Annotated in this window: 15 protein-coding genes; 11 read left to right on the top strand and 4 right to left on the bottom strand. The window is 56.4% G+C overall.

The features are described from left to right. Positions 1–169: 169 nt before the first annotated feature. The 11 genes from ACORLH_RS18005 to lysC all read left to right on the top strand — a co-directional run bounded on the left by ACORLH_RS18005 (position 170) and on the right by lysC (position 13,877). Positions 170–3,931, top strand: coding sequence for a phage tail tape measure protein (locus ACORLH_RS18005; RefSeq protein ID WP_321829744.1), 3,762 nt, complete (start codon positions 170–172; stop codon positions 3,929–3,931). Beyond that, on the top strand, positions 3,931–4,287 hold the full coding sequence (locus ACORLH_RS18000) for a phage tail protein (RefSeq protein ID WP_321829743.1): 357 nt from the start codon (positions 3,931–3,933) through the stop codon (positions 4,285–4,287). Before ACORLH_RS18005 ends, ACORLH_RS18000 begins: the two co-directional genes overlap by 1 nt. Next, positions 4,287–5,042, top strand: coding sequence for a phage minor tail protein L (locus ACORLH_RS17995; RefSeq protein ID WP_321829742.1), 756 nt, complete (start codon positions 4,287–4,289; stop codon positions 5,040–5,042). Before ACORLH_RS18000 ends, ACORLH_RS17995 begins: the two co-directional genes overlap by 1 nt. Continuing rightward, the gene (locus ACORLH_RS17990; RefSeq protein ID WP_321829741.1) at positions 5,042–5,815 is read left to right on the top strand and encodes a Mov34/MPN/PAD-1 family protein; all 774 of its coding nucleotides are present in this window, start codon (positions 5,042–5,044) and stop codon (positions 5,813–5,815) included. The genes ACORLH_RS17995 and ACORLH_RS17990 overlap by 1 nt, the downstream gene beginning before the upstream one ends. Next, on the top strand, positions 5,812–6,468 hold the full coding sequence (locus ACORLH_RS17985; protein WP_321829740.1) for a hypothetical protein: 657 nt from the start codon (positions 5,812–5,814) through the stop codon (positions 6,466–6,468). Before ACORLH_RS17990 ends, ACORLH_RS17985 begins: the two co-directional genes overlap by 4 nt. Next, the gene (locus tag ACORLH_RS17980; protein WP_321829739.1) at positions 6,459–11,804 is read left to right on the top strand and encodes a host specificity protein J; all 5,346 of its coding nucleotides are present in this window, start codon (positions 6,459–6,461) and stop codon (positions 11,802–11,804) included. The genes ACORLH_RS17985 and ACORLH_RS17980 overlap by 10 nt, the downstream gene beginning before the upstream one ends. A gap of 4 nt (positions 11,805–11,808) precedes the next feature. Then, positions 11,809–12,186 carry a hypothetical protein gene (locus ACORLH_RS17975; protein ID WP_321829738.1) on the top strand — a complete coding sequence of 126 codons (378 nt, stop codon included), beginning with the start codon at positions 11,809–11,811 and terminating at the stop codon, positions 12,184–12,186. A gap of 2 nt (positions 12,187–12,188) precedes the next feature. Further along, positions 12,189–12,626 (top strand): hypothetical protein, encoded by a 438-nt coding sequence (locus tag ACORLH_RS17970; protein ID WP_321829737.1) that lies wholly within the window; start codon positions 12,189–12,191, stop codon positions 12,624–12,626. Between the two features lie 63 nt (positions 12,627–12,689). Next, the gene (locus tag ACORLH_RS17965; RefSeq protein ID WP_321829736.1) at positions 12,690–13,391 is read left to right on the top strand and encodes a lysozyme; all 702 of its coding nucleotides are present in this window, start codon (positions 12,690–12,692) and stop codon (positions 13,389–13,391) included. Next, positions 13,373–13,705, top strand: a complete 333-nt coding sequence (locus ACORLH_RS17960) for a hypothetical protein (RefSeq protein ID WP_321829735.1) — start codon at positions 13,373–13,375, stop codon at positions 13,703–13,705. Before ACORLH_RS17965 ends, ACORLH_RS17960 begins: the two co-directional genes overlap by 19 nt. After that, positions 13,593–13,877: an Rz1-like lysis system protein LysC gene (gene lysC, locus ACORLH_RS17955; protein WP_420719772.1), complete on the top strand. Its 285-nt coding sequence runs from the start codon at positions 13,593–13,595 to the stop codon at positions 13,875–13,877. Before ACORLH_RS17960 ends, lysC begins: the two co-directional genes overlap by 113 nt. Before the next feature lie 295 nt (positions 13,878–14,172). Here the strand turns inward: lysC and ACORLH_RS17950 are convergent, their stop codons facing one another. From ACORLH_RS17950 to ACORLH_RS17935, 4 genes are all read right to left on the bottom strand, one after another. Continuing rightward, the gene (locus ACORLH_RS17950) at positions 14,173–14,895 is read right to left on the bottom strand and encodes a transglycosylase domain-containing protein (RefSeq protein WP_321829734.1); all 723 of its coding nucleotides are present in this window, start codon (positions 14,893–14,895) and stop codon (positions 14,173–14,175) included. Positions 14,896–15,144: 249 nt separating this feature from the next. Continuing rightward, the gene (locus ACORLH_RS17945; RefSeq protein ID WP_321829733.1) at positions 15,145–15,726 is read right to left on the bottom strand and encodes a hypothetical protein; all 582 of its coding nucleotides are present in this window, start codon (positions 15,724–15,726) and stop codon (positions 15,145–15,147) included. Continuing rightward, complete coding sequence (locus ACORLH_RS17940; protein WP_321829732.1) at positions 15,723–16,661, bottom strand: hypothetical protein; 939 nt, start codon at positions 16,659–16,661, stop codon at positions 15,723–15,725. The genes ACORLH_RS17945 and ACORLH_RS17940 overlap by 4 nt, the downstream gene beginning before the upstream one ends. A 580-nt stretch (positions 16,662–17,241) precedes the next feature. Continuing rightward, positions 17,242–17,820 carry a hypothetical protein gene (locus ACORLH_RS17935; RefSeq protein WP_321829731.1) on the bottom strand — a complete coding sequence of 193 codons (579 nt, stop codon included), beginning with the start codon at positions 17,818–17,820 and terminating at the stop codon, positions 17,242–17,244. Positions 17,821–18,436: the final 616 nt, after the last annotated feature.

The following is an 18,436-nucleotide window of genomic DNA, read 5'->3' as shown; positions in this document are numbered from 1 at the left end:
CCTCAAGGGCCTTGGCAAAGACGGCGAAAAGGCACTGAAGCAGATCGAGCGTGGATCTAAGCCTGCGTCACATGGGTTGAAGATGATCGACAGGGCGTCGCGTGGTGCAGGTGCAGGGCTTTCAGCCCTGGCCAGCACGGCGCCTGCTGTTCAGGGGCTGGCACGCGCTTTGGGCGCCACAGCGATTGTCACTGGCGTGGTCTCTATCGGCACCGCTTCGATCAACTCCGCAAAGCTGTTTCAGGCGTCGATGAAGCGCGTTCAGGGCGTCATGCGGGCAACCGAAGCCCAAATGGCACAGCTGGAAGCCAAGGCCCGCGATGCGGGAGCGACAACCAGCTTCCGCGCCTCTGAGGCGGCTGACGCCATCGAAATGCTGGCCAAAAACGGGCTCAAATATCAGGACGTGATGGATGGCGCGCTGGACGCCACATTGTCACTTGCTGCAGCACTTGGGGCTGATCTTGCGCCGTCCGCTGATTTGATCACCGACTTGATGGCCCAGTTTGGTCTCAAAGCCGGCGATCTGACGGAAGTTGTGGATCTCGTGACCGGCGCGGCGTTGAACTCAAAGTTTGGGTTTGACGATTTCCGGCTTGCGATCGGGCAGGCTGGCGGCGTTGCTGGCAAATCGGGTGTAGAGATCCAGGACTTCCTGACCGGCTTGGCGGCTACATCCTCTGCCTTTGCGTCCGGACAAGATGCCGGCACAAGCTTCAAGACGTTTCTGATGCGCCTAACGCCTGAAAGCAAACAGGCTGCTGAGGCTATGGCCAACCTTGGTCTAGAGTTCTTCGACGCCCGCGGCAACATGAAGGACCTTGCCTCAATCTCCGAAGAGTTGCGCGAAGGCGTCGAAGGATTGTCTGAGCAGGCGCGCAATGAAGCCTTGAAAAAGATCTTTGGAACCGATGCCATCCGCACCGCGCTGCTGTTGGCCGAACAAGGGGCCGAAGGGATCCGCGATCTTGGGTCAGCTATTCAGGAGGTATCTGCCCAGGAGCAGGCCGACATCCGTCTGTTAGGATTGGAAGGGGCACTCAAAGAGCTGGCGAGCGCGTGGGAGTCCTTGCAACTGACCATGGCCGACGCTGGTGGGTTGGACGTTGCGGAAAACGCCATCCGGCGCCTGACGGATATCATTCGTTTCCTGAATGAGAACTTCGACGAGATCAACGAAGTGGTTGAACGCGTCGCGAACGCTCTGACTGTCGTTCTGGTTGGCCGCGGGATCAACTATGCCACCGCCCGAGCGGCCGCTATGGGGGCTGCTTACATCGAACTCGCACAGTCGGTCGGCACGGCCGGTAAATCAGCCGGCGCCGCGGGTGTTGCGATGAGCCGGCTTGGTGTTGCGGCGCGGGCGCTGCCAGCCTTGTTGGGTGGCCCAGCAGGGATAATCCTGACCGCTGGGGCGCTGGCCTCTCTGGCCATCAATCTCGACCAGACAGAGGACAATCTGAAAGACGCCCATGCGGCCTCTCAGAACTCGGTCACGGCGTTGGATCTATACCGCGAAGCGACCAAGAAAGCGGGCGATGAGCAGGCCAAGTTTGGCGGGAAGATCGACAAAGCTACGAGGGCGATGCTCACCCAATCGAGGGTCAACATGCAGGACGCTCTCGATGATCTTGAGGAATCATACAAGCAGCTGAACGAGAGCCTGACGGGTAAAGGTATCCTGCGTCCGGAGCGCGGCGAGGCGTTTGTTGATGCTTTGTTCAAAGCCGCCAGGGAAGAATTTAAACGCACTGGGGGCCTAAACGTTCCGATCCGATTGGATCCGGAAACGAGCAAACCCGAGCGGCTCGGCGCGGTCTTTCAAAAGATTACAGATTTGATGCACGGCGCCAAAACGGATCCAAAGCTTTTCACAGATCTGTCCGACTACCTGAAGTCTTTGGGCGGCGTTGGACAGGAAACCGTCGACGCGTTGGCTGATTATCGGGAAGCCCTCGCCAGCGGTGACAACGGTGCCATTGAGGAGGCGCGGCGCGGGCTGGTGGATATCGCCCAAGCAAGCGGAGAGTTTCAGGACATTCTGGAAGACATCGCAAACGCCAATAAGCCAGAAAAGCTGGCGGAAGGAATGGCCGATCTGGTGCTGCACTTGCGCCGCGCCGCGATTGCTGGGGATGTTCTGCGCGGTAATGTGGGGGATGCGTATCGCGCGCTGTTGGAGCCACTGGCGGACAACATCACGCAGCAAGAAATCTTGAACGCCGCGCTGGAAGGAAACTGGGAACTTGCTAGCGAACTTGCCCAGCAAAACCTGAACCCGTTCCAATCGATCACTGACGGTGCGAAGGAAGCCGCAGGAGAGACCGATAAGGTTAATCGAAGTCTGGCAGAGCAATACCGGCTCTATGGAGAAGGCAGGCAGGGTAGCAAGGCAGTTGACGAATATCGCCAAAAGACTTCCGCAGCCAAACGTAAGGAATTGGTCGATGTCGCTGACGGAGGCCTAAGATCTCTGATCCGCTTGGCGGAAGGGACCGCGGGCGGCCGCGGCTACAACACGACGCTGGATTATGGACGATGGACCGGCGGGCCACGCAATCTAACCGGCTTGACCCTAAACGAGATCATTGCGCTTCAGGGTCAGATGTTGGCGAACCCCGAGAATCGGGCCCTATACGGCAACGGGCGGGGCAGTTCGGCGTTGGGCGCGTATCAGATCACCCGCCAAACTCTCACAGACTACCTGATGCCTTCGCTTGGCCTCAATGGCGATGAGCTGTTTGATGAGAAGTTGCAGGACCGTATGGCCGATCAGCTTATCCGTCGCCGGGAAAACCAGGGCGTGGCAGGTTTGCAAAATGAATGGCAGGGCCTGTTACGGGTGCCAGACCACATCATCCAAGCTGCGCGGGTAAACACACCTCTGACCACGGTGGATCCTGAGGTAACGAAAACCCAACAACAGGCACAGGAAGATCGTGCAGACGCGCTACAAAGAGAGCGCGATTTGATCGCTGACCTGATGGCCACCGGCAGTGAGCGCGCCGCACAGCTTGAGTTTGAGGCGGAGCTGGTCGGAAAGACCACCGAAGAACAGACCCGATTGCGCTTTATTTTCGACGCTTTGAATGAGGCCAAGCGTCAGGGCATCGATGTTGACCGCCAGACCATTTCTACTGGGGAAACTCTTCGCCAGGTGATTGAGCGTCAGGCCTTAGCTATTGCGAAGCGCACTGCCGAAGAAGAACGTGGACAAGTGGCGCAGCAAAATGCTGAGCAGCAGCTGGGTAACACGCGCTCTGCGGTAGACTCGGCATTCAACAAGATCATCGATGCGCCGCAGAAAATTGGCGAGGTCTTTGCCGATCTTCTGGATGATCTGCGCCGCCGTTTGCTTCAACTGGCGTTTGATCCGCTGCTGGAGCAGTTGGCGCAGACCATCAACAACATCTTTTCCCCAAGTAATGGCGGCGGTGCAGCCACTTTCATTAGCGGCATGCTGGGATTCAGCGACGGTGGGCGTTTGCCGAAACGGGCTGGCGGTGGCGGCTTCGATGCGCCCCGGGCTGCTGGGCGGTTGCAGGGGTTCGGTAGCAAGACACAGGACAATTTGCTGTTCTGGGGCTCACGGGATGAATTCATGATGAGAGCGGCGGCGGTGGACTACTACGGCGCCGATTTCATGGAACAGCTCAACAAAATGCAGGTTCCGCGCTTCGCAACGGGTGGGGCGCTGGGCGGTCGGGTCGCCCCCACTGCGCCCGCGCCGTCGTCCTCAGCGGCCCCATTGATCGGTGAGTTGAAGGTAGTCGTGGATCCAGAGGATGGCCGTTCCCCCGAAGAACAGGGTGCGGCAGTTGTCGAGGCAATTGTTAACGGCCTGCCTGGAGCAATTGACGAACGGCTGATGTTCCACGCCCGCGCCGATGGGATCATTGGTCAGAAGTTCAAAACTAAGGGAGGATACTGATGCCGACGACATTTGATCCACCTAAGCGGCCCAGCACGAGGGGTTTTCGGATCAAGGAAGCATCGGCACGGCAACGCGTGATGCTTGAAGGGGGGTATTCCCAGCGGGCTGCTGTAGGGCCGCACCCGACTGCTGTGTCGGGCAAGATCACATTCGCAAATCTGACCGTCGCAGAGAAAGAGGAAATTGTTTCCTTCCTGCGCGACCGGCGCGGTGTCGAAGCTTTCTTTTTCCAATTGCCGAGTGAGATGCAGCCGCGGCTCTGGACTTGCGCCGAATGGGACATCGCCCCTGAAAAAAACAAAGTGGATTGGCGGGTCAGTATGACCCTAACTGAAGAGTTTGATCTGAGCTGATGCAAAACGTTGACGAAAGAATCCAGCGAGAACACGAAGGCTTCGTTGCGACCGAGGACATCGAACTTTACACAGTCGATGCCACTGCTTTTGGTGGCGGGCAGTACCATTTTACACCCGCTCCTGTGTTGGCCGACGATGGCAGCCGGGTGGCTCCAACATTCGGTGGGATCACCTACACCGTTGTGCCGATGGAGTCGGAGGGCTGGGATTGGAGTTCAGGTGAGCTGCCAAAACCTTTGGTCCGGTTCCACATCGCCCAAGAGGTTGGAAATCTGGATTCCCGGGTTGCTGCATTGTTTGCCTTGTTGGAGCAGTTCGATGACCTTGTGGGCGCCAAGGCATACCGGACCATCACGAAACGTCGGTTCTTAGATGATGGATCAGATCCTGATCCCAGCGCGCACATGGGCGTAGAGGTCTATGAAATTGTCCAGAAGGCGGCGCAGCAGCCGACACTGTTGGAGATGCGCCTGTCGAGCGCGCTGGATGTTGAAGGTGTGATGCTGCCGGCGGGTCAGATCTTGTCACGCTGCCGGTTTCGTTATCGGGTGCCTGACGGACAGGGCGGGTTCAGCATGCGCAGTTGCCAGTACGCCGGCGCGTCAATGTTCGATGCGCAAGGCAATCCGGTTGCAGATCCAGCGCTGGATCGCTGCGGTAAGCAGCTCTCCGATTGTCGATTGCGGTTCGGGGAAACGGAAACCCTGCCTTTCGGGGGCTTCCCGGGCGCTGGCCGGATCGGCGTTACCTGATGCTGCCTGATTTCTATCGTCATCCAGTGGCGCCGTTCTCCGCAGAGATACTGGCCGAAGCGGGGGCACACGCGGCCGCTGAATCGCCTCGGGAATCCTGCGGCTTGGTTCGGGCCGGCTGCTATGTCCCATGCAAAAACCGCTCGGACACCCCCGAGGTTGAGTTTGTCATTGGTCAGGAGGAGATGGCTGAAGCTGTTCTGGCGGGTGACCTAGAGGGCATCATCCATTCGCATCCTGGCGGCCCTTGGCGGCCTAGTCAGCATGACGCAACTGCTCAGATCGCGACTGGCGTTCCATGGGCAATCTTGGTTCCGGGTGAAACCGGGGCGGAGCTGGCTTGTCATTGGGGTACTCAACGCCCACCGGTTTTTGATGAGGCCGGGCATCATGTCCCGCGCCGCTTCAAGCACCAGATCGCGGACTGCTACAGTCTGATGGAAGACTATTTTTCGCAGGAGTGCGGCCTCAGCTTACCCAAGGTGGCGCGTGAGTGGGGCTGGTGGAAGAAGGGGCAAACCCTCTATCTGGATCATCTGCAGGAATCTGGGTTTGAGGTGATTTCACGCGATCCCAGCGAATACGCATCGATCGCGCGACCACGCGATGCGTTCCTGATGCAGCTTCAATCGCCTGCCACACCGAACCACGCCGGCGTCTATCTTGGAAACGGCATTTGTCTGGATCACATGTTTCGGGAGCTATCGCGGACTTCCGCGATCCAGCCCCGTTTCAACGAAATCACCCATTGGCTGAGACACAAAAACCTATGATCAGAACCGTTCATCTGCACGGTGCGTTGGGACAATCCTTCGCGCCAAGTTACCGTATTGATGTGAGCAGCTGTGCCGAGGCAATTCGTGCTCTGTGCGCCATGGTGCCCGACTTTCAGGCGGCACTCAGTGAAGGTGCTTACCGGCTGTATCGAGGCGCTGAGAGCAAGGACAGCCAAACGGCTGAGGATGAACTCCACTTTGGTTTGTCCGACGACGTTTCTGAAATCCACCTGGTGCCAGTTGCTGCAGGCGCCAAGGACGATGGGATTGGTAAGATCATCTTGGGAACGATCTTGATTGCGGCGGCATTTGTTATTCCGGGCAGCGCAGCGATTTTCGGTCAATCTGTTGGGGCGATGGTAGGGCAGGCAGGTGTTGCTATGGTGCTGGGTGGCGTGGTCAGCCTTTTGTCGCCCGATCCGCCGGCCCTTGGAGACCAGGAACGCTCGGAACTGTTCTCGGGCTCGGTCAATAGGGCCACCCCGGGAGCCGGTATTCCTGTTGTTTTTGGTGAGTACGAAGCGCCCATCAAGATCATTTCCACAGCCATTCACCTCGAAGACATGGCCGAGATTGGGCAGCCGCACGATAAAACCGGGGTATTCGGTTTTGCGTCTGGTATCACTGGGGAGTTTTCTCCATGGGTGTAGTCTCCCCGGTAACCGGCAGAAAGAAAGGCGGCGGCGGCGGTAAGGTCGTTGAAGACAACCTGTTGACTGACTCCACGGCCTACATCCTGGGTCTAGTCAGTGAGGGGGAGATCGAGGGGCTCGCGAATTCCGACGATCCAGAACAGTGCATTTTTCTGGACGATGTTCCTCTGAGAAACGCAGATGGCAGCTACAACTTTGAAGGCATCTCTTGGGCCTTCTACACCGGAACCGCAACGCAACCTGCAATGCCTGGGTTTGCGGCTGTCCGCAACGAAGTTGGCGTCAATGCGAAAGTAGAGCAGGCCAACCCGATCGAGCGCACGGTTACGACCGCTGAAATCGACGCAGTTTCTGTGAAAGTTTCGACACCCGCCATGATGCGGCTGACCAGCAAGGGGGACCGGCTGGAAAGCGAGGTTGCCTTCCGCATTGAAATGCAGGTCGGGGCGGCGGCTGCAGTCACTGTGAAATCTGACATCATCAGCGGTAAAACGACCTCGGGATATCAGCGGGGCTACCGGATCGAACTTCCGCAAGAACGCCCGGTGACCATCCGAGTTGTCCGGGAAACTCCAGACGCGGAGAATGAAAATACTCAAAACGCGATCTATTTCGCATCGCTCACTGAAATTGTGGATGCAAAGCTGTCCTACCCTCATTGTGCGCTTCTGGGGTTAGCGGTTCCGGCCAAAGCTGTCGGCGGGTCAGTGCAGAAGATCACCGTCAAAGTTCGCGGTATGAAGTGCCTGATTCCGTCGAACTATGATCCGGTTGCCCGAACCTATGATGAAAGCACCATGTGGGACGGCACATTCAAAGTGGCTTGGACACGGTGTCCGATTTGGGCGCTCTACACGACGTTCGTGCAAGACCGCTGGGGGCTGGGCCAGCACGTATCGGCCTCGATGTTTGACAAGTGGACAGCCTACCAGATCGGCAAATACTGTGACGAGTTGGTGCCTGATGGTTCCGGCGGGATGGAGCCCCGGTTTTCGATCGATGGCGAAATGTCGAACCGGGAGGCTGCATTTGCTTGGATTACCCGGATATCGGCGGCATTTCGCGGCACCACGTATTGGGGCGCGGGTGCCATTGTACCTGTGCAAGACGCACCAGCTGCGCCAGTGCGTTTGGTTACCAACAGCGACGTTGCAGGTGGCGCCTTCAGATACTCAGGTACTCCGAAAGCGTCACGTCACACGACAGCGGTTGTGACGCTTCAGGACACAACCGATCACCACCGGATGAAGGCGCTCATTGCATATGATGATCCCGATGCGATCGAACGATACGGCGAGCGACTGAAGGAGATCACTGCACCGTTTATGTCGAGCGTTGGCGAAGGCCTCCGCGCCGCCAAATGGGCTGTCGACACAGACACCACGCAAAAGGAGATGGTCAGCTACGAAGCCGGGTTTTCGCACCAGGCAATCAGGCCGGGCAATATCGTGATGGTTAGCGACAAAAATCGCGTTGGCGTTCGTTTGGCAGGACGCATTGCGGCGCTATCGATGCATGTAGGTGGGAGTTTGATCACACTGGATGCGCCAGTTTCTCTGGAGCCGGAAGACTATAACTCCATCATTGTCTCCGACGATCTGGGGGCGACCCATGAGTTAGAAGTGCTTTCGGCCGGCGATGACATCAAGACCCTTCAATTGGCGGGATCTCTGCCTGAAAACGTGGTGCCTGGCGGGCGTTTCGCGGTGCAAACGGTATTTGTAAAACCGCGCCAATATCGGGTCTTGCGGAACAAACCTGATCAGAAAAAGACGACGTTTGAGATCACAGCGGTAGAGCATGACCCGGCAAAATTCCTGCGTGTGGAGCAAGGCATCAGTATTGACGCGGACCCGGGCCACCTTCTGCCGACGATCAGCGCCCCAACTGCGCCGGCTGGCCTCTCTCTCCAAGCATACCTCAAGCCTCGCCCTGGCTCGGAGTCTCAATTGATGCTTGAGGCCAGTTGGCAGCAATCCGACAACCCGTTGGTGTCGCAGTACGCAATTGCCACAAGATCGGTCGGAGGTTCTTGGAAGATACGCCCATCTGTTGATGAATCAAACATCGAATGGCCTGCCGACAAGCTGGCGTCTGGTCGATATGAAATCAAGGTCGCCGCGGTTTCCCAGTTGGGGCAGCGCTCCCCATTCGCTTCGGCCTTTGTGGATTTCGACCTTTTGTCAGTTGTCGCACCGTCTCCGGAAGGCTGGGGTGGCAATCCCGGTCATGACACGATCACTCTTTTCGGGCCCGAATATGAGGCCGCTTCTTTCAAGGCTTTTGCCATCTACGGGGCCACTGCTGTCAGCGATGATTTGGTTTTGCTAGATACGGTCACCGCAACGCGCTACGTCCGAAGTGTTCCACCAGGAGACGCGTTCACACGTTACAAAATCGCCGCGATCACTCATGACGGCTTAGAGAGCGACCCGGGGCCGTTCATTGACCTGGTTCCTCAGCCCTCGGGATTGGATGATCTTGCTCCCGACGTGCGCCAGGAGATCGATGCGGCAGCTTATCAAGCGCTTCAAGTTGGCAGCGAGATCGACGCCCTATTGTCTGGCTTCGCCGGTGGAACGCTGCAGGGTGCCCTAGATACACAGCAGGCGGCCTTGCGGGCCGAAATGGAGACAGCGGCTTCGGTCGCGCCTGTTGATGATTTCCGCGATGACGCCTCTCATTGGGCAGGTGGATTCGTATTTGGCGTAGAAGACGCAAAGACTGCGCCTTCTATAGTAGATGCGTATGCTGAAACCTCGGTTGTCTCTGTCGCGGAGGAGGGCGAGGTTCTTCAAGGCGACGGGGTGTACCGTGTTTTCTCCGAGAGGGTGCGCCGCCCCTTTGTTGAGGGGCAAAAGATCCGAGTTCGCATTCGAACACGATTGGTTCAAGACCCCGCCCCCGACGCGGGGAACCACGTTCATAGGTTGTACATTGTTGGGGTGGACTCCGGGGGAAACTACTCTCACTACGTATCTCCCGCAGCCTACTACCAACTCTCAGTTTCTGATGGCTGGGTCGTGCGAGAGGTCACTTTTGATCCTTGGGAGATCAGATCGACAACCACAAACACAACTTTTGCTAACTCTGTTGGGTGGGGCCTGATGCCAACCCTGAACGGTCCGGATAGTAATGTTGGAGGTGCTGTCCAACAAATTGCGTGGGTTAAAATTGAAGACGTGACGGACACTGAGCAGCTGTCCGCAGATCTTGAGAACAACTATTACACTCTCGCCCAGACTGACACGGCCATCGCCGCCTCAGAGACCACCCTGCGTTCGGAAATCGCTTCTGCGTCGGCCTCAGTTCTTTCGTCTGACTTCTTCGAGGCTGGCACCTACTACAATTGGGTGACTGCCGCGACCGTAACTGCAAATGAGCAGTTCGATGTAGGGAGTACGCTTTCTTGGGACATCTCCTCTGATACCAACGCGGGGATATACTTCAGATCAGACATCGCGGCCCAATGGAAGCCTTCAGGCATGGAAAATGCCGACGCCTACGAGGTCGAAGTGGTCTTTGAGTTGGTATCCGGCGACATCGCTGGGGCCGGGGTCCTGTTCGACTGGCGAGATGTAAACAACGCCCTGAAGCGAACCGCCGTCCCGCTCAACCGGTACGTCGAGCCGTCGTTGGCTGCCATCCCTGGAAAAATCTACACTGCCCGGATCCTGATGGAGCGTCCTGAGTGGAATCTGGCGGCATTCGCCAAAAACCAGATCTACCTGATGGCCAACTATCAATACGTTGATGATGGCATTGGTCGCACCGCGAAACACATCAAGTTTCACAAATTTTCGGCCCAACCGGTAAGCAGCATTCATGCTGAGGTCACTGAACAACGTGCCTCAATTGCCGAGCTTGAAGGTAGCGCGCGTGCCGCCTACGTTCTACGTGCTGCGGCTGGAGGATCTGCTGCTGACTTTGAAATGGTAGCCTGGGACGACGCTGATGGTAATGACGCTGGCTCGTTGATCCGTCTGAACGCTGACAACATCATCGCCAAGGGCACCCTGTCCACAGACAAACTGGCTGTCGGGCTTCCAACTCAGAACATGATCCCGGATCCAATGTTTCTGAACCCTAGTCTGTACAACACCCGCTGGATCTCTGGCGGTACCAATGTGTCTTACCGTTCCACCGGTACATGGCGGCCTTCAAATGGCGCAGCGCTCCAACTCTATAGTCCCGTGACGGGTGACAAAGCGGGTGGACTCATCGCCAATGCTTATTTCTACCCAGTGCTGGGCGAGAGATTTCCGGTCAAGGCTGGCAACCTGTATGAGTTCTCTGCGCAGTTCTCGGTCCATCGGGCAACCGGGCAGATGATCGTTGAGTGGTATGATGAGGACGGAAATTGGCTGGCATGGAACAAATTTGCCGACCTAGGCGAGCTAGGGCTGCCCATTTGGGGAGGCACTTCGTCAGACCCAGAAGGGGTAGATAACTGGCCTCGTTATGGTGCTATCTTAGAGGCTCCTGCCGGTGCGGCATTTGCGAGACCACGAGTTGAAATGTTGGGGGTGCATGGCAGCTCAACATTATCAGATGGCTGGGTTTTTGCGCACGGACCTGTTTTCCGTCAGGCATTCAGCGCGGATGAGCCGCTAAGCTCAATCGACACGCGCGGTGTTACCTATATCGACGGTGGCAACGTCATCGCCAAAACGATCACATCGCAGCAGATCGATACGCTGGAGTTCCGCAGCGCAGGCCTCGCGACCTTCGGCGGTGCCATCATGTCGGCCAACTTCGACGGCACAGTCGATGCCGCTGGTAACCTCCTGACGCGGGGCACGCAGGGTTTCGCGATAACCCAACAGGGTGACGCTGTATTTACCAACCTGATCGCGCGCGATGACATTCAGGTTGGGGCGGTCAGTAACGGTGTCACCTATGCCAGCGAAGTCGCCCAGATACTCCAAATCGACCAAGAGATTTTTCGCTACTCTCTGGGTGCATTCACATCCGGTGAGTTCTGGAACATTGCCTGCAAGACAACTTGGCGAGGCTTGGGGACGCGCGCGGAACAGGACAATGAGGGCGATTGGCACACCCGCAAGTATAAAACAGGGATCAAACTTCAATGGCGGCAGCGCAACGGCGCGTCATGGACCGGTTGGGACACCATTCACACATTTTCTAAGACCGACAGTTCCAGTTGGCGCACCGACGATGTGGTGGTGACTAAGTTGGGTGCTTTTGATGAGGTTGAAGTGCGCGCTGTTGTTTACGGTGATCTCGGCCCCCGCCTCCCCGGTTCCAATCAAGGTTCCGTTCGCACAAATGTGAAAGATGTGTCTCTGTATGCACGCGCAATTGTGAGGTGATCTGATGAAATTCGTGAAACTCGATCAAACAGGCATCTATGTAGTCGGCCACGGAGAGGCCACGGTTTTGCCCACCGGGGCAATAGCCATCCCCGCAGAGATGGACGGTGCGGGCTTTCTTGGCTTCTACATGGTGGATGACGAGCTGAGGCAGCGCCCTGCATCGCCTGTGCCTGTCAAGCAGGCCGAGGGCTGGCAGATTGATGCGCCGGACGGGGCCGAGGTTGAAGTCTATGACCTGATCGGGGGCGAAGTTATGGCCCATGAGATGCTTGCGCCTGGTGCTGCCTATGCCTTTTCGCTGGCAGACTCTGGATCATACAACGTCACCGTTTCAGCCCCGCTTCCGGCCATGCCGTCTAACACAGTGATTGAGGTGTAGAGATGCAGGTTTTGACACGCAGCGCGGCCAGCAAGAGCGCGATCCTGAACAGCCAGAAACAGGCCGCGCAAGAGGCGCTGGCGGTGGCCGTTGGTGAAACGCGGGCGCGCTTCATCACCAGCATTCCCGGCCAAGAACTGACCTACATCGAGAAAGAACGGCAAGCGCTGGCGTTCCTGGCAGCCACAGCAGAGCCAGACCCCGCAGACCCTGCGGATGCTGCAGCATTTGCCTTTGTCTTTCAGGAGGTCGGCATCACCGGACAGACGGCTCTTAAGGTGGCGCAGCTCATCGCCTTCAAGGCTGAACAATGGCGCGGCCTCGGTCCGCTGATCGAGCGTGAGCGCCTCGCGGCCTCTGCCGCCATCGATGCGGCGCAGGATCAGGGCCAGATTGAGGCGGCTCTGGACGGCTACAGCAGGGCCGTCGCGGATCTCTAGGTAACAAAACACAAGTGAAACCAACCGCCGCCGACAGGGCGGCTTTTTTTATGCGAGGGACAAATGAGCAAGGCAGAACAATTGGCCGCCAAGGCGGCGCTTCCGGTAAGCGGCGGGGCTGTCGTTTGGCCGTTCACAGTTGCGGAGGCGGCGCAATATGCCACGCTGCTCAATCAGGTGGTTATCCCGTCAATTGGTGTGCTGATCGCGCTGGTGACGCTGCTGATCAAACTGCGCGTCTGGTGGCGCGGTTCGCGCTGGTCGCGGTTCGCGAAAGAGGAAAGCGGGCGGATCCGGGCGCGCTGGTGGGTCGGTGGTTCTGCGGCCGCTGTCATTGCCCTGGGGCTACCCATGACGGCCAAATGGGAGGGGCTGGAAAATCATGCTTACTGGGATGCGCATGGGCAGGTCTGGACGGTCTGTTATGGCGAGACAGCCGGGGTGCAGCGGGGCGACAGTTACAGCGATGTCGAATGCCTCTCGATGCTCCAGGAGCGCTGGGGCGGTTTTCATAGCGACATGATTGCCTGCGTTCCGCAGCTGGCCGAGGCTCCTGCAGAGGTGCAGGCAGCGGTCACCAGCTGGTCCTACAACGTCGGGATCGGCGCGGCCTGCAAATCCACACTGACCAAACACCTGCGGCGGAGTGAGTGGCGCGAGGCCTGTAACCAGCTGCCGCGCTGGCGCCGGGCAGGGGGCCAGGTGTTGCGCGGCCTGGTCAATCGGCGCGCCGATGAGCAGCGCCTGTGCCTATCGGGGCTGTGATGGGGCGCTACGGCCTTGCTGCCACCCTGGCGGTGGTTCTGGCGCTCTGTGCCGCTCTGTGGTGGCTGTCAGCGCGCAATGACGCCCTGACGGCGCAGGTGGCCAGCCTGCGCGTCTCTGTGGCCTCTGCGCAGCACGCCCTGAAACAGGCCGAGACTGCCGCCGCTGTTCACCGTGCATATCTCGCCCGCGCCGAGGCTGATGCTGAGCGCTGGCGGGCTGTCCAAGACGATCTGCAATCCATGGAGGGTCGCGATGCGCCTCTTTCCCCTCTGCTGCGCGCTAGTGCTGAGCGGCTGTTTGCGCGCCCCTGAGGTGGTCGCCCCGCCACCACCGGTGCCCGCCGATCTGCTGCGCCCCTGTGCGGGTTGGACCGGTCCGATGCCTCGCACAGAGGGGCAGCTTTCCGACGCGCTGATTGCCGAAGCGCGGGGCAGGGCGTGTGCCAACGCTCGTCTTGGGGCAGTGCGGCAAATTCTGGATTGAGTATCAGCCATGCTTCCTTGTCTTGGCAGCTTAGCTGTGCAGGGCTTGGTCCAAGACCGCAATGCGCAGATAGCGGACTTTGCAAAGTTTGCCTTTCGGCCCACTACTGTCGTTAGCGGGAAGCCAAAACGCTGAATTGCTATTTTCCTAAAGCTGCCGTTGGAGCACGGGTGCAGCATTTTGGCGAGTTATAGGTCGGCAGTGCGGACGAAGCTAACCTTCGTCGCTTCACTACGAATATCCGCTGTTAGCAATCCAGGTTCATGAAACAGGGGTCAAGTTGGCTATCCAAAATCTACACGCAGGCGTCGAGCCAAACATCACTAAGACTTTCTGGGCTGCAGTCACCGGATGTGAGTCTTGCAATCCGCGAAGCGCGGTCGTCTAGCTCTTCATCACTTTCAAGAAGCCGGAACCGTCCCGGAGCGATTAGCACAGCTAAAAGACGATGATACTCTTGATCGGTGAGCTCAGAGGGTGCTCGGCTATAGATGCTTTCACTTGCCGCAAAGAACCCCGTCATCCACCCTTCAGGACCGCGCCCCATCTCAACTGAGTCGAGCCAAAGCGCGAGTATCTGGTCTTTGGCGAGTTCCCGTTCGAGACCAATAGCGAAGCCTGTCTGCCGTATCTTCCGGATTCCGGGGTGGAAATCCTCGAATCCTAGTCTTTTGGCGAGGGATTGGGAAATCGTAGTTAGTCCCGCCCCGGCAGTAGAGAGATCAACGCCAGCATGGTCAAGAAATCCCGGGTCTTGCACCAAGATAACCTGCCTGAGTTGTTCAATGCCTAGATCATTTGGCCCGCGACCGTCAGCGATCAAACTGTCCGCGCGAACTGCGTACGCATCTGCCTGACGAACGGCGTCCCAATATCCAATGGCGCCATAGCCAAAGGCCCCCGCAAGAATGAGGACGAATAGGCTCAATGCGATGCTAAAAATCCGTCTCATGTTCACGTCACTAACAAGGAAACCTGTCCCTTGGGGTTTACTGAAGTCGAGGGTGAATTGCAACACTGAAACATCTTAAAGTGGCTCTTCGTGCATTGCGCAGCATAGGTCAAATTGGGCTCTAAGCCGCCATGCGGCAGTGCGGCAGCGTGTCCGCAGCAAAACTGCGCGCAAACCAAGGTTATCAATTGCTGGTGCCAGCCCAAAGCAGACACAACAAGTCCAGCTTTAGGCCGGAGCCTTGAGGCAAGTTGATCGGTTTACGGTCGTTTTCGATAAGTGCGAATTGGTCTGAGAATGTGGCAATGCCCGAAATCAGGCGCGATGTATCCGGTCTGCTAAGAAGTAGACCCCGAGGAGCGTTCCAAGAATAAGCTGAGACAGCAGCACAGCAAAAATCACGAACACTGTTGAGAGCAATAACCACGCCCAGTCGCAGGACACTGTCTCCGCAAGTTTTGCGATGAAAGGAGCGAAAATCGAAATAAGCAGCAGAAAAATAGATAGCGAAGTACAGTACCCGAACAACAGGCTGAGGAAGTGTCGAGGGGTTACATCAATGTTTTCCCAATCGCCACCATCACCAATAACTTTTAGCAAAACTGGCTGGCTCATGCTGAATGGTTTATCAACTGACTGATTGCCGGAGAACGTGGCGACAGCCGCCAATGCAGCAATATAGAATGGGGCAAGAATGGAGAGTACTGGTGTGAAGGACCGCACGAACCCGTCTGCGTCAAAAAGGGATGTTGCGGTAACTAACTGCAGGATACCCAGCGCAGTCGCTGCCCCGAGAAACAATGGGTAAATCCAGTTGTACCGAAGGGCGTAACCGTGACTAACCCTCAGGTAGTTGAGGGACCTAAGGAAAGCTGTTTTCTCGATGCTCTCCATCACGAACTTAGCGCCTTCTTCATCTTCGCGGCTAAATCGCCACGGATCTTTCTTTCACACATCGACAGTGGCGCTGTGAAGTTGTCAAAATGCGCCTGAGCAATGAACACGCTGCTTAGAGCGTTGTTTTTGCTCGGGTCGATCCCTACGGTTTTCAGCCTCTCATTTTCGTCTTCGATAGTAACTTTCAAGGCCTTCGGCGGCTGGCCCTTAAACTTTCCATAAAGATCTGAGACCATTTTCTTTGCCGCGTCACCCGTTGGTCGGTTCTTAACCTTGATTCCAACATCGGTTCGCTTAACGAGGGGATATGACTTATCTCCGAAAGTCTGTTCGTCGACTTCATCTTCTACCCACTTCACGCCACGCAGGACGCCGCCATTTTCGAGAGCATCTTGAATGGTTTGCGAAGCCGGTGCCACAAACTCAAATCTAGGCTGGAACGTCTTTGCCTTTTTCTCGCCTTTTCGGACTATCTGTTGCGAAAGACTTTTCGCCATCCACTCATTGAAATAATCAATTATCAGGCTCCGGGAGAGGTAATCTATGTTCTCGATACAGGCTGGGTACTTTCGCGCGTTGTCGAATTTGGGGTTAAGGTCCAAAACCATGTGAGCCGACACTGCTGGGTCCTCTGTAATTTTGCGCTTTGCAACTCTTAATCCGCCATTATTGCGATCCGAAAGGACGTTATCTGGAATACTTGGGTCTGTGAGCTGAAAAAGAATTTCTGCATACCTCGAGTTGGAAATCTGAAACTCGTGAATGCGAATTGATTTCGGGGCTCTGTTCATGACGTGTACGCTGCCCGCGATGTGCAGTGTGTGCAACTTATCGAAAAGTTGTAGACCCAGCGGGACTTGGTTCTTGAACAGGTTCCGAAAAGTGTAAACACGCACCTCGCCCAAGAAGCCATATCTTTCAAACTGGGAAATCATTCGAACTCTGCCTATTCTGTAAATAATTGTATTCTCAGAGTTCGCAAGGATAGATGGATTGTCATGCATTTCAAGCAAAAGTTGTTTGCTTGGGGTGCTTGCAAAACACGGCTGGCGCGAGTCACGATGGCTACATAAATTTCACTTCGTGGTCCACCTTCGAGCCCAGTGTTGTCTGTCTTTCGCAAGGGTGACGAATGACAGCAATGTGGGATGCGAACGCAAGATCTTGAATTTGGTGTAGAGGCCCAGAATTGGGGTGTTCGCGCCAGAAATCGTGTCCGCCGTCCCAAATTTTGCAAAGCCCGCTATCTGCGCATCGCTGCCATTGGTGGCTAACGCAGCATCCGGCACTGCTGCGGTTAAATATTGAACGGCAGCTCTCGGGGATTCGACCTTAGAGCTTTGCGTCTGCAGCAGAGAACGTTCTGAGCCTAATGTGAATGTCCTGAAAGGGCTGGCACCGGCAGTTGATAACCTTGGTTTGCGCGCAGTTTTGCTGCGGACACGCTGCCGCACTGCCGCATGGCGGCTTAGAGCCCTATTTTGCCTGATGCTGCGCGGTGCCTAAAAGTCCGCTTCAACATGTCTCAGCTTCTCCCATGACATCAGTTTCTCCTGCCATCAGAAAAATAAAGTCAATACTTCCATCATACGAAAGCACAAAGCGGACGGGTTGACTGCGTTCGGTTCTGCTTTCGACGACCCGCAGGTATTTTTCGTTTCGATCACCACACTGCTTGATTGCGGCCAATCTACTTTGCGAGATTTCATTGTCAGCCCAAGCATTGAATTCGTCTATTACTTGACCATGGTCGATGGTGACTCTGCGACGTTCGGCTGCGAGGGCATGCCAACGAACTTGGCATCCATAAAAACGCCCAGAGGAGCTATGTAAGTCAGACAGTGACACGTGTGCATCGAATGGCATCCAAGCGCGTCCTGTGGTAGCTCCGATGCTGAGGGCATTTTCTCTGGGTAACGGGTCTAGGCCTTCTCCGTTTATCGCCTTCTCACCCAATATTGATTGCACGCATCTGTCAAAAAAAAGCTCGGACATCCGAAAGGCGGGAATGTTGTGTTCGTCTGCGCGGGCGGTGCCCATAGATAGAACCAGAGTGAACGCTCCCAGAATTTTCAGAGATTTGGCAGAAATCATATGAATGCGCCTTTTCTAAAGGGGTGCTCTGTAAAAATCATAGCTAGCATTGCCAAGCAAACTTTAGATAATCTCCGGCTCCAGACCGGACTTTAAGTATAAGATCACGAATGACTGCTCGGTCCGCTTGGCGGAATTTAGGCCGCCAAGATCAGCGTGTCCGCTTTGGGCTGGCACCGGCAGTTGATAACCTTGGTTCGCACGCCGTTTCGCTGCGGACCCGCCGCCGAACTGCCGCATGGCGGCTTAGAGCCCTAAACCGACCGTTGCTGCGCTATGGACGAATGACGGCTATCACTAGAAGACGATTGGTGTAGCCAGTACTGTCCAATGCTTAGCATGGCCAATAATTTCTGCACCTTCATTTAACCGATCACGTATCGCTCCCCGCTCGTGTTTGGGACAGGCTATAAGAAGTGTTCCGTTGTTAACTGTTTCACGAATTGCTTTATTTTCTCGGATGACTTGGCAAACGTCATCAGGATTTGGGTAAGGTCGTACCGAAGACAACCCCGAAGCGCTCGGCTCAGTGTACTCAGAAGTTGTCGGGGCAGCACCAAAATCCATATTTGTTGCGCACCCAGCCAGAGCTAGCGTTGAAATGACCAGAGTGGTT

The organism is Thalassovita sp. (assembly GCF_963691685.1).
Taxonomy (GTDB): Bacteria; Pseudomonadota; Alphaproteobacteria; order Rhodobacterales; family Rhodobacteraceae; genus Thalassobius.
Note: the sequence above shows the minus strand (reverse complement) of the source record. Positions and strands in the feature narration are given on the sequence as shown.